Raw genomic sequence first — 10525 nt, 5'->3', positions numbered from 1 at the left:
CTAGGCCAGTCCGTTTGAGAGACGTGCATGGGCCTCTGGTCATGCACGTTTTTTTATTATCTTTTTTGATTTGGAACCTCCCATGAGCAACAATTTTGATGTCGTCGTCATCGGTGCTGGCCCCGGTGGTTATGTGGCTGCCATTCGGGCGGCCCAACTGGGCTTCAGCGTCGCTTGCATCGACGAGTGGCAAACTGCCGAAGGCAAACCTGCACCCGGTGGTACCTGCACCAACGTCGGCTGCATTCCGTCCAAGGCATTGCTGCAATCTTCCGAGCACTTCGAGCACGCCAACCTGCACTTTGCCGAGCATGGCATTTCCACCGGCAAGGTCAGCATCGATGTCGCCAAAATGCTGGCCCGCAAGAACACCGTGGTGCAGCAGAACAACGATGGCATTCTGTACCTGTTCAAGAAGAACAAGGTGTCGTTCTTCCACGGTCGGGGTTCGTTTGGCAAAGCCGTGGATGCCGGTTACGAAGTGCGCGTCGGCAAGGCCGATGGCAGCGAGGACGTATTGGTGGGCAAGCAGGTCATCATTGCCACGGGTTCCAAACCCCGCGCCCTGCCCAATGTCCCATTCGATGAAGTGCAGATTCTTTCCAACGATGGCGCACTGGCAGTCACGGCCGTGCCCAAGAAACTGGGGGTGATCGGCTCTGGCGTGATTGGCCTGGAGCTGGGTTCCGTCTGGCGTCGTCTGGGGGCGGAAGTCACCATTCTGGAAGGACTGCCCAAGTTCCTGCCTGCTGCCGACGAACAGATCGCCAAAGAAGCCAAGAAAGCCTTCGACAAGCAAGGGCTGAAAATCGAACTGGGCGCGCAGGTGGCCGAAGTCAAGACTGCCAAGACCGGCGTGACCATCAACTACACGGATGCCAAGGGCGAGGCCCAGTCGCTGAAGGTGGACAAGCTGATCGTCTCGATTGGCCGCGTGGCCAACACCGAGGGCCTGAACCCTGATGCCGTGGGTGTTCAACTGGACGAACGCGGAGCCATCGTCGTGGACGACGAATGCCGCACTTCTGCCAAAGGCATCTGGGCAGTGGGTGACGTGGTGCGTGGCCCCATGCTGGCGCACAAGGCCGAGGAAGAGGGCGTGGCCGTGGCCGAGCGCATTGCCGGCCAGCATGGCCATGTGAACTTCAACACCATCCCCTACGTCATCTACACCAGCCCGGAAATCTCCTGGGTCGGGCGCACCGAGCAGCAACTCAAGGAACAGGGTGTGGCCTACAAGGCCGGTTCCTTCCCGTTCCTTGCCAATGGCCGTGCCCGTGCGCTGGGCGATACCACCGGGCTGGTGAAAGTGCTGGCCGATGCCAAGACCGATGAAATCCTGGGCGTGCACATTGTTGGCCCACAGGCCAGCGAACTGATTGCCGAAGCCGTTGTGGCTCTGGAATTCAAGGCCAGCGCGGAAGACATCGCCCGCATCTGCCATGCCCACCCCTCGTTGAGCGAAGCAACCAAGGAAGCGGCCCTGGCCGTGGACAAACGCGCACTGAACTTCTGATGCGCTGAGCTGCGCATTGAACCATACAAGGGAAGGTCTGCAAAACCCGTTGCGCCGCCCGCATCCCGCCACTGGGCGCATCGCCGCGTTGGCTTTTGCGGTCAATAGCCCCGCTATTGACCACAAAATCCGCCTTGCGCTGCATCCCACTGGCGGGCGCGGGCTTACCGCAAGAGTTTTGCAGACCTTCCCAAGCATGGGCGGCCTTTCGGGGTCGCCCATTTTTTTGCAGTGCTGCAGTGCGGGCACAATAGAACAAGAAAAACACTAGGAAGTATTCACCGTGCCATTCGATATTCACCAACCCCTTGCCCTGCTGGGGGGCATCAGCCCGGCGCATTTCATGCAGCACTACTGGCAGCGTGAGCCGCTGCTGGTGCGCCAGGCTTTTGCGGCATTTCAGCCGCCGGTCAGCACCCAGACCCTGTTTGCCCTGGCCGGGCAGGAGGACGTGGAATCGCGTCTGATTCAGTCGCAACAGCAAGGCTGGGAACTCCAGCATGGGCCGTTCTCGCCTCGCCAATTGCCTTCCAAAAAGAAACCTGCCTGGACATTGCTGGTGCAGGGCGTGGACTTGCACGACGATCAGGCCCACGCGCTGTTGCAGCAGTTCGCCTTCCTGCCCCAGGCCCGGCTGGACGATCTGATGATCAGCTACGCATCGGATGGCGGTGGTGTGGGGCCGCATTTCGACAGCTACGACGTGTTTTTACTCCAGGCACAGGGGCAACGCCGCTGGCGCATCGGTCGCCAGAGCGACCTGAGCCTTCAGGAAGGCGTGCCGCTGAAAATACTGCGGCATTTCGAGCCGGAATTCGACTGGGTGCTGGAGCCGGGCGACATGCTCTATCTGCCGCCACGCTATGCCCACGATGGCATTGCGGTGGGCAATGACTGCATGACCTGCTCCGTGGGCTTCCGCGCTCCCCAGCGGCAGGAACTGGCACAGTCGGTGCTGGAGAAAATCGTCGATTCCCTCTACGACGAGAGCGAGGAGGGCACGCCTGCCGTCCTGTATGAAGATGCCGGGCAGCAGGCAGTGCAGACGGCGGGAGCGATTCCGGTCGAACTCCAGCAATTCGCACTGGATGCCGTCACCCGCGCCTTGCACGATGGTGCCATCGAACAGGCATTGGGCGAGTACCTGACGGAACCCAAACCCAACGTCTTTTTCGACCGCGAAGCCGAAGACAACGAATATGCACTGGCCGAGGCGAACGAGTCTGGCAGCGGCGAGGCCGCCTCCTGGCATCTGAACCGCAAGACCCGCATGGTGTACGACAGCCGTTTCGTCTATATCAATGGCGAGAGCTATGAATGCAGCGGTGAGGATGCCGATCTGCTGCATCGTCTGGCCGACCAGCGTTGGCTGGATGATACGGATTTTCAGCATTTCAGCCCGACGGCACAGGAAATTGTGCAAGACTGGTACGGTCAGGGCTGGCTACAGCGGCGCGATCCAGCGGTGTAAGAACTTGTTTACGATCTTAGGATCATGTTGTTCAGTCCAGAAAAGTACCCGTCATTCCCGCGAAAGCGGGAATCCAGTAGCCAGGTATCCCATTGAGAAGCAAGGTGTTCTTGGGATACGTCGTCACTGGATTCCGGGTCAGGCCCGGAATGACGATGCTATTGGTACGGCATCGCCATGAAATCGTAAACGGGTTCTAAAAAAATCGCTCGATAGCGTCAACGCATTGCGCCCCTGGGGCGTTAGATGCAAAGCCTTGGCATTTGACCCGTCTGTTCGTGTCCTTGCGGTTGTGCAATGTGCACCGATTGACTGTCGTATTTCACTCAACGTTTTGTCCCATTGAAAGGAACTGCACCATGAAAACCCAATACCTTGCCATCAGCATCCTGGCCGCTGCCGTCTTGACTGCCTGCGGCAAGAAGGAAGAAGCCGCTCCGGCACCGGCCCCCGCTCCAGCTCCTGCCGCAGTGGCTCCTGCTCCTGTCACTCCGGTGCAGGATGCTGCTGGCGCAGCCCAGCAAGCCGCTTCCGAAGCCGCCGATGCTGCCAAGGCTGCTGCCGACAGCGCAGCTTCTGCCACCCAGGCTGCCACCGAAGCTGCTGTGAATGCCACTACCGAAGCCGCCAAGGACACTGCCGAAGCCGCTCAGGATGCCGCCAAGGATGCCCAGGCCGCTGCTGGTGAAGCTGCCCAGGCCGCCGGCGAAGCCGCCAGCAAGGCTGTGGATGCCGTGACCACCGGTGCAGAAAACGCCGTGGAAAAAGCCCAGGACGCTTTGACCGATGCCCAGAAGGCTGCCGAAGAAACCCGCCAGAAGGCTGAAGAAGCCGTGCAATCCGCAGTCAAGGCCGCTGGCCAGTAATTCGATGGTGACTGTCTGATGCCTGTCTAGGTTTCAGGGAGCTTGCATCCAAAAAAAGCATTGCCACAGGTTTTCCGCCTGTGGCAATGCTTTTTTTGGGGGGAAATGCGCAGTATTGCGCTGTTTTGTCCAACGCTCAAACCGTCTGCACCACTTCTCCGGTGTCCAGTACCAGCAGCCGTTCCGGCCAGCGCAAAGCCCCCAGCCTGAACTGGCTGCTGTGCGCATCGTGCCGGTGCTTCAGGCGTTCGCTCCAGCGTGCGCCGACTGAAAAATCCACGCAGAACACATTGCGGCGCAGGCCGTGCCAGGCATTGCCCGGCAGGGAGCCGAACAGCCCTTCGGCATCGGTCTGGGTGTGCAGGGTGTGGCTTTTGCCTGAGTCTGTGGCCGGTGTCAGATCATCCTGTCGCGTATTCGCCGAAACCGGGGCGTGGAAACGTCGCCAGTAGTGGCCCACTACCACGGGAGTGCTTTCATCATAGGCATCCCACCAGCCCAGCCGTTCGGTGAAACGCCACTTGCCCCCGGCAAAAAACGCCTTGGGTGCGGCCTGTTCCAGACCGGTGGTGAGGATTTTCAGCGGATTGCAGGTTTGCTTGAGCAGCTCGCGCTCGGCATGGGCCGGCAGGAAAGGCGGGTGTTGCTGGCCATCTTCCAGATCGTGTGGCCACCGCTGGCGTTCGGCAGCCAGAGCCTGCTGCACTGCGCCGGCCTGTGCCTGGGCTTCGGCCAGGTTCTCGAAGTGGTCGTACTGTGGCCGTGCCGTGCCCCGTTGCAGCGGGCGGGCCTGGGCGATGGAAGGCGAATGCCATGCCGCATGGACGATGCGCAGGTCATCGCGCTCCAGGGCCACCGGCCATTGACCGATGGCCTGCATGTAATGCGCCAGTTGCGCGGCACTGGCCTGCACGAAGGGCGCGTACTTGGGGGTGTCGCTGACCATGCGAGTGGGGAACGCCCAGCCTGCGCCGTCCTTGGCATCGTGGCGGATGAGGTTGATTTCGTGGTTGCCCAGAATGGCGTGGACGCGCTGGCGTGCCAGCAGGGGCAACACCCAGTCGAGCACTGCCGGGGTGTCGGGGCCACGGTCGCACAGGTCACCGACAAAGACCAGCGTGCGGCCTTGCGGGTGCTGGCCGTCGGCATCGTAGCCCAGGTGCTGGAGCAGGTGGCGCAGGGCATCCCATTCGCCATGAATGTCGCCGACGATGTCCAGCCGTCCTTCGGGCAGGGGCGCAACCAGGGAGGATGTATCGGGAGGGTTCATGCGGGCGGGCTTTCGTCGGGAGTGGGTGGAGAGGGGTTTCAGGCCAGTTCACGCACCCGCACTTCACCGCGCAGCGTGTAGGTCATGGCTTCGGTGATGTACAGGTCGATCATCTGGCCAATCAGGCGTGGCTGGCTAGAGAAATTGACCACGCGGTTGCATTCGGTGCGGCCCATCAGCTCGGTGTCGTCGCGCTTGGATACGCCTTCCACCAGCACGCGCTGCACCGTGCCCACGCGCTCCTGGCTGATGCGCTGGAGGTTGGCGTTGATGGCTGCCTGCACGGTTTGCAGCCGTTGCAGCTTGACGGCGTGTGGCGTGTCGTCGTGCAGGTTGGCCGCTGGCGTGCCGGGGCGCGGGCTGTAGATGAAACTGAAGCTGTTGTCGAAGCCGATGTCGTCGATGAGCTTCATCAGCCTGGAAAAATCGTCATCGGTTTCGCCGGGAAAGCCGACGATGAAGTCGCTGCTCATGGCCAGATCGGGGCGGATGGCGCGCAGCTTGCGCACGGTGCTCTTGTATTCCATCGCCGTATAGCCGCGCTTCATGGCCATCAGGATGCGGTCGCTGCCGTGCTGCACGGGCAGGTGCAGGTGGTTCACCAGCTTGTCGATCCTGTCGTAGGCGGCGATCAGGCGCGGGGTGAATTCGTTGGGGTGGCTGGTGGTGTAGCGGATGCGTTCGATGCCGGGAATCTCTGCCACATATTCAAGCAGCAGGGCAAAGTCGGCGATTTCGGTGCTCTCGCCCATCTTGCCCAGGTAGGCATTGACGTTCTGGCCCAGCAGGTTGATTTCCTTCACGCCCTGGCTGGCTAGATCGGCGACTTCGATCAGCACGTCCTCGAACGGGCGGCTGACTTCCTCGCCGCGCGTGTAGGGCACGACGCAGTAGCTGCAATACTTGCTGCATCCTTCCATGATGGAGACGAAGGCACTGGCCCCTTCCACGCGGGCAGGTGGCAGATTGTCGAATTTCTCGATTTCCGGGAAGCTGATGTCCACTTGCGGACGTGCCTGCGCCTCGCGCTCGGCCAGCAATTGCGGCAGGCGGTGCAGGGTTTGCGGGCCGAAGACCACATCGACGAAAGGCGCGCGCTTGATGATCTCGTCGCCTTCCTGGCTGGCGACGCAGCCGCCCACGCCGATCTTCACGCCGCGCGCCTTCAGATGGCGAATGCGGCCCAGATCACTGAAGACTTTCTCCTGTGCCTTCTCGCGCACCGAGCAGGTGTTGAACAGGATCAGGTCGGCCTCTTCCACGTTGCTGGTTTTTTCGTAGCCTTCGGCGGCATTCAGCACATCGGCCATCTTGTCCGAGTCGTACTCGTTCATCTGGCAGCCGAAGGTTTTGATGAAGACTTTTTTCGTGCTCATGGGGTGGGTATTTTTTTGGAGTGGCGAAAGAGGGGACTGCCCCAGGTACCTGCACGCGACAGGGCCACGCATTCCGGCGGGAATGTGCGGGCGGGCATGTCGCGCGGCAGCGGTGGTTCAGCGGTCGCTGGACTGGCTGCGGCCGAACCACTTGCGTGGCGGAATTTCGTGGGGCGCGAGAATCCAGACGGTGTGCAGCAGGCCGGTGGATGGTTCGATCAGGTAGCGTGCCTGGATTTTCTGGCCGGACAGGCTGTGGGCAAAGACCAGCCGGTTTTGGGTGTCGAAGATGCGCAGGCCGGGGGAGGTGCGCAGGCTTTTGCGACCGATGGTGGCAGCACCACTTTCCCCAAAGACCACTGTGCCGTACACCGAAGCGGGCGGAAAGTTGCGGGTCTGTGTCTGCTGAACCAGGGCATTGCCGAAGGGCGGGGAACGATATTGGGCCTGTGCAGACGCAGACGCAGACAGCAGCAGGCCCGTTGCCAACAGCAGGGCAATGGGTGGGGCGAATCGTGGAGTATGGCAGCGTGTCATGGTGTGTATCCAGAGGCTGTGTGAGACGGCAAACTGGGGCCGATTCTAGTGCCAGCCCTGCCCGGAGCCGACAAATGCCATTCAATCCCGAGCATTCTGCACGGACGCGCTCCAGCGTTCGTTGAGGGCACTGCGCTGGCCTTGCTGGCGCAACTGGTCGAAGTCGCGCCGGTCTTTCTTGGTGGGTCTGCCGTGGCGCAGGTCGCTGGCGGGTTCGGGGGCCAGGCGGCGCAGTTCGGCCTGCCGGGTGCGTTCGGCCACGCTCTGTTCGGTTTCGGCGTACATCTGCTGGGCCACGCTGGCCGGGCCGCGCATGGCCAGCAATGACTGCACCTGCACGGTGCGCGATTGCAGGGTTTGCCGAATGTGCAGGGTATCGCCAATGCGCACGTCGCGCGCAGGCTTGGCCAGTGTGTCATTGACCAGCACGCGCCCGCGTGCGATTTCTTCGGCGGCGAGGCTGCGGGTTTTGTAGAAGCGGGCGCACCACAGCCATTTGTCCAGCCGCATGGTCGGCGGGATGCCGTCGGGGCTGGCGGTGGCAGGGGCGGAGTGCGGGGCAGGGTTTCTCTTGCGGGACATGCGGGGGGCGGTAGTGGACGGGTGCAGAATCAATCCGGGTGCTGTGCCACGGAGGGTGCAGCGTTGCGGGACTGCCCCACGTTGTAGGGCAGGGTCAGGCTCTGATTTTCATCCACATCCAGCGGCTTGCCAATGGGGGGGAAGGCGCGTTGCACACAGCCTTGCCGGTCGCAGACCTTGCAGCCCATGCCGATGGGCACGGCGGCACTGGGGTCGCGCAGGTTCAGGCCTTGCGAGTACACGAGTTCTTCGGCATGGCGGATGTCGCAGCCCAGGGCCACCGAGAAGTTCTTGCCCGGTTTGCCCCAGCCATGCCCCCGGTGCGTGACGGTGCGTGCCACCCACAGGTAGGTGCGGCCATCGGGCATGGCGGCCACCTGCACGACGATGCGCCCCGGCTGGGAGAATGCCTCATAGACGTTCCACAGCGGGCAGGTGCCGCCGATCTTGGAGAAGTGGAAGTGGGTGGCCGACTGCCGCTTGGAGATGTTGCCGGCCCGGTCCACGCGGATGAAGAAAAACGGAATGCCCCGGTTGTAGGCGCGTTGCAGTGTGGACAGCCGGTGGCAGATGGTCTCGAAGCCCACGCCATAGCGGCTGGCGAGCATTTCGATGTCGTAGCGGCACTGCTGGGCGGCGTGCAGAAAATCGGTGTAGGGCAGCAGCAGTGCCCCGGCATAGTAGTTGGCCAGCCCGATGCGCGTGAGGTTGCGCGATTGTGGCGCGACAAAGCTGGTGTCGGCCACCAACTGGCCGATGCACTCGCCCATTTCCAGCAGGGCGAACTGGGTGGCGAGCTGAAAGGCTTTCTGGCCGGGGCTGAGGCTGGCATCGAGGGTGAGGATACGGCTGATCGGGTCGTAGCGGCGCACCAGTGCGGCCTGGCTTTGCGCGCTGGCGGCCATGCCGGGCAGGTGGTAGACGGTGCGCACGTCGTGGCGGCGTTGCAGATGCCCGGTCAGCTCGTCGATGGCGGCGGCTCCGGCGGGCAGTTTCCAGTTGCGGGCAAAGGCTTCGGCGGCATCGTCGAGCACGGCAATGTGGTTGCTGCGGGCAAAGAAGAAGTCGCGCACTTCCTCGTAGGCCACGGGCTGCATGACGGCCAGCGATTCGCGGTCGGGCCGCTCGCCGCCCCACTGCTGGCGCAGTCCCTCCAGTTGCTCGACGGTTTGCTGGAAGCGGTGGTGCAGGCCCACCAGGGCGCGTGCCACGGCGGGCATGTTGGCAGCCAGCTCCTTGATTTCGGCCAGGGAAATCTGGTTGGCGGCAGAGGCTTCGCTGCCGTTCTGGAAGTCGGCCAGCCGTGGGGCAATCTCGCGCAGTTCGGCGATCAGGTGGGCTTCATCGTTGTCGGCAAAGCGTTGCATGTCCACGCCGAAGACCGCCCCGATCTTCAGCAGCACCGAGACCGTGAGGGGCCGCTGGTTCTGTTCGATCTGGTTCAGGTAGCTGGGGGATATTTCCAGCGCGCGTGCCAGTGCCGCCTGGGTCATGCTGTGTTCTTCGCGCAGGCGGCGCAGACGCACGCCCATGAATGTCTTTCTCATAGCCGCCAGTATGCCTGTGAATGCCGTTTGCAGGATTTGCAATTCACAGCATTTTCGTTGGCATTCCTTCGCAGATTCAGTGCTTACCTTGCAAAAGAATTTTGCATACATTGCAAATGGTCTGGTCATTCAGGCACAGGCATTGTTATTCACCCATTCTTTTCAGGAGACATTCATGCAGCAAGCTACGGCAGTCGCCCAGCCCGCCAAAGTCAAGAAATCCGTTGCCCTTTCCGGCGTAACCGCAGGCAATACCGCCCTGTGTACCGTGGGCCGCTCCGGCAACGATCTGCATTACCGGGGCTATGACATCCTGGATGTGGCCGAACAATGCGAATTCGAGGAAATCGCCTATCTGCTGGTGCATGGCAAGCTGCCCAGTGCCGCCGAACTGAAGGCCTACAAGAAAAAGCTCAAGAGCCTGCGCGGCCTGCCGCTGCAAACCCGTGCCGTGCTCGAAGCCATTCCCGCCTCTGCCCACCCGATGGACGTGATGCGCACCTATGTTTCCACGCTCGGCACGGTGCAGCCCGAGAAGGAAGACCACAATCTGGCCGGTGCGCGCGATATTGCCGACAAGCTGCTGGCCTCGCTGGGTTCCGCACTGCTGTACTGGTACCACTTTGCCAACAACGGCAAGCGCATCGAGGTGCAGACTGACGACGACTCGATTGGCGGTCACTATCTGCACCTGCTGCATGGCGTGAAGCCACCCGAATCCTGGGTCAAGGCCATGCACATCAGCCTGATCCTGTACGCAGAGCATGAATTCAATGCTTCCACCTTCACCACCCGCGTGATTACCGGCACGGGTTCCGATATTTATTCTGCGATTGCCGGTGGCATTGGCGCGTTGCGCGGCCCCAAGCACGGCGGTGCCAACGAGGTGGCTTTCGACATTCAAAGCCGCTACAACAACCCTGACGAAGCAGAGGCCGACATTCGCGCTCGCGTGGAGAAAAAGGAAGTGGTCATCGGCTTTGGCCACCCGGTTTACACCATCAGCGACCCGCGCAATGTGGTCATCAAGAAAGTGGCCAAGGAACTGTCGGATGAAGTCGGCTCCACCAAGCTGTACGACATTGCCGATCGCCTTGAATCCGTGATGTGGGAAGTCAAGAAGATGTTCCCCAATCTGGACTGGTTCAGTGCCGTTAGCTACCACATGATGGGCGTTCCCACCGCCCAGTTCACGCCGCTGTTCGTGATTGCGCGCACCGCTGGCTGGAGTGCCCACATCATCGAGCAGCGCGTGGACGGCAAGATCATCCGCCCGAGTGCCAACTACACCGGCCCGGAAGATCAGGCTTTCGTGCCGCTGACCGAGCGCGTGTGATTCACCAAAAAATACAAGAGAACC

At 61.6% G+C, this 10525-nt stretch carries 9 protein-coding genes; 4 read left to right on the top strand and 5 right to left on the bottom strand.

All coding sequences use genetic code 11. The annotated features are described in order from the left end of the window. Positions 1–82: 82 nt before the first annotated feature. The 3 genes from lpdA to BUE21_RS14850 all read left to right on the top strand — a co-directional run bounded on the left by lpdA (position 83) and on the right by BUE21_RS14850 (position 3853). A complete protein-coding gene (lpdA, locus tag BUE21_RS12345) occupies positions 83–1516 on the top strand; it encodes a dihydrolipoyl dehydrogenase (RefSeq protein WP_073356960.1) in 1434 nt (477 codons plus the stop codon). A 343-nt stretch (positions 1517–1859) separates the two neighbouring features. Continuing rightward, positions 1860–2987, top strand: a complete 1128-nt coding sequence (locus BUE21_RS12340) for a cupin domain-containing protein (protein WP_073356964.1) — start codon at positions 1860–1862, stop codon at positions 2985–2987. A 359-nt stretch (positions 2988–3346) separates the two neighbouring features. Continuing rightward, positions 3347–3853 carry a hypothetical protein gene (locus BUE21_RS14850; RefSeq protein WP_073356959.1) on the top strand — a complete coding sequence of 169 codons (507 nt, stop codon included), beginning with the start codon at positions 3347–3349 and terminating at the stop codon, positions 3851–3853. A 136-nt stretch (positions 3854–3989) separates the two neighbouring features. Here the strand turns inward: BUE21_RS14850 and BUE21_RS12330 are convergent, their stop codons facing one another. The 5 genes from BUE21_RS12330 to BUE21_RS12310 form a co-directional block, all read right to left on the bottom strand. After that, the gene (locus BUE21_RS12330) at positions 3990–5123 is read right to left on the bottom strand and encodes a metallophosphoesterase (RefSeq protein WP_073356958.1); all 1134 of its coding nucleotides are present in this window, start codon (positions 5121–5123) and stop codon (positions 3990–3992) included. Between the two features lie 38 nt (positions 5124–5161). Continuing rightward, positions 5162–6499 carry a tRNA (N6-isopentenyl adenosine(37)-C2)-methylthiotransferase MiaB gene (gene miaB / locus BUE21_RS12325; RefSeq protein ID WP_073356957.1) on the bottom strand — a complete coding sequence of 446 codons (1338 nt, stop codon included), beginning with the start codon at positions 6497–6499 and terminating at the stop codon, positions 5162–5164. A 117-nt stretch (positions 6500–6616) separates the two neighbouring features. Beyond that, complete coding sequence (locus BUE21_RS12320; RefSeq protein WP_073356956.1) at positions 6617–7036, bottom strand: hypothetical protein; 420 nt, start codon at positions 7034–7036, stop codon at positions 6617–6619. Between the two features lie 81 nt (positions 7037–7117). Next, the gene (locus BUE21_RS12315; RefSeq protein ID WP_073356963.1) at positions 7118–7546 is read right to left on the bottom strand and encodes an RNA-binding S4 domain-containing protein; all 429 of its coding nucleotides are present in this window, start codon (positions 7544–7546) and stop codon (positions 7118–7120) included. A gap of 101 nt (positions 7547–7647) precedes the next feature. Then, complete coding sequence (locus tag BUE21_RS12310; RefSeq protein ID WP_073356955.1) at positions 7648–9165, bottom strand: short-chain fatty acyl-CoA regulator family protein; 1518 nt, start codon at positions 9163–9165, stop codon at positions 7648–7650. A 175-nt stretch (positions 9166–9340) separates the two neighbouring features. Here BUE21_RS12310 and prpC point away from each other — a divergent pair, with 175 nt between their 5' ends. Further along, positions 9341–10501 (top strand): bifunctional 2-methylcitrate synthase/citrate synthase, encoded by a 1161-nt coding sequence (prpC, locus tag BUE21_RS12305; protein ID WP_073356962.1) that lies wholly within the window; start codon positions 9341–9343, stop codon positions 10499–10501. Positions 10502–10525 lie beyond the last annotated feature (24 nt).

The organism is Lampropedia hyalina DSM 16112, assembly GCF_900129055.1.
In the GTDB taxonomy this organism is placed as follows: Bacteria; Pseudomonadota; Gammaproteobacteria; order Burkholderiales; family Burkholderiaceae_C; genus Lampropedia; species Lampropedia hyalina.
The sequence above is the reverse complement of the archived record's forward strand: the minus strand, read 5'-3'. Positions and strand labels throughout refer to the sequence as shown.

What these genes read in the sequence shown, in the direction of transcription:
- lpdA (WP_073356960.1), top strand. Translation starts at nt 83, where the DNA reads ATGAGCAACAATTTTGATGTCGTCGTCATCGGTGCTGGCCCCGGTGGT.
- BUE21_RS12340 (WP_073356964.1), top strand. Translation starts at nt 1,860, where the DNA reads ATGCAGCACTACTGGCAGCGTGAGCCGCTGCTGGTGCGCCAGGCTTTT.
- BUE21_RS14850 (WP_073356959.1), top strand. Translation starts at nt 3,347, where the DNA reads ATGAAAACCCAATACCTTGCCATCAGCATCCTGGCCGCTGCCGTCTTG.
- BUE21_RS12330 (WP_073356958.1), bottom strand. Translation starts at nt 5,123, where the DNA reads ATGAACCCTCCCGATACATCCTCCCTGGTTGCGCCCCTGCCCGAAGGA.
- miaB (WP_073356957.1), bottom strand. Translation starts at nt 6,499, where the DNA reads ATGAGCACGAAAAAAGTCTTCATCAAAACCTTCGGCTGCCAGATGAAC.
- BUE21_RS12320 (WP_073356956.1), bottom strand. Translation starts at nt 7,036, where the DNA reads ATGACACGCTGCCATACTCCACGATTCGCCCCACCCATTGCCCTGCTG.
- BUE21_RS12315 (WP_073356963.1), bottom strand. Translation starts at nt 7,546, where the DNA reads ATGCGGCTGGACAAATGGCTGTGGTGCGCCCGCTTCTACAAAACCCGC.
- BUE21_RS12310 (WP_073356955.1), bottom strand. Translation starts at nt 9,165, where the DNA reads ATGAGAAAGACATTCATGGGCGTGCGTCTGCGCCGCCTGCGCGAAGAA.
- prpC (WP_073356962.1), top strand. Translation starts at nt 9,341, where the DNA reads ATGCAGCAAGCTACGGCAGTCGCCCAGCCCGCCAAAGTCAAGAAATCC.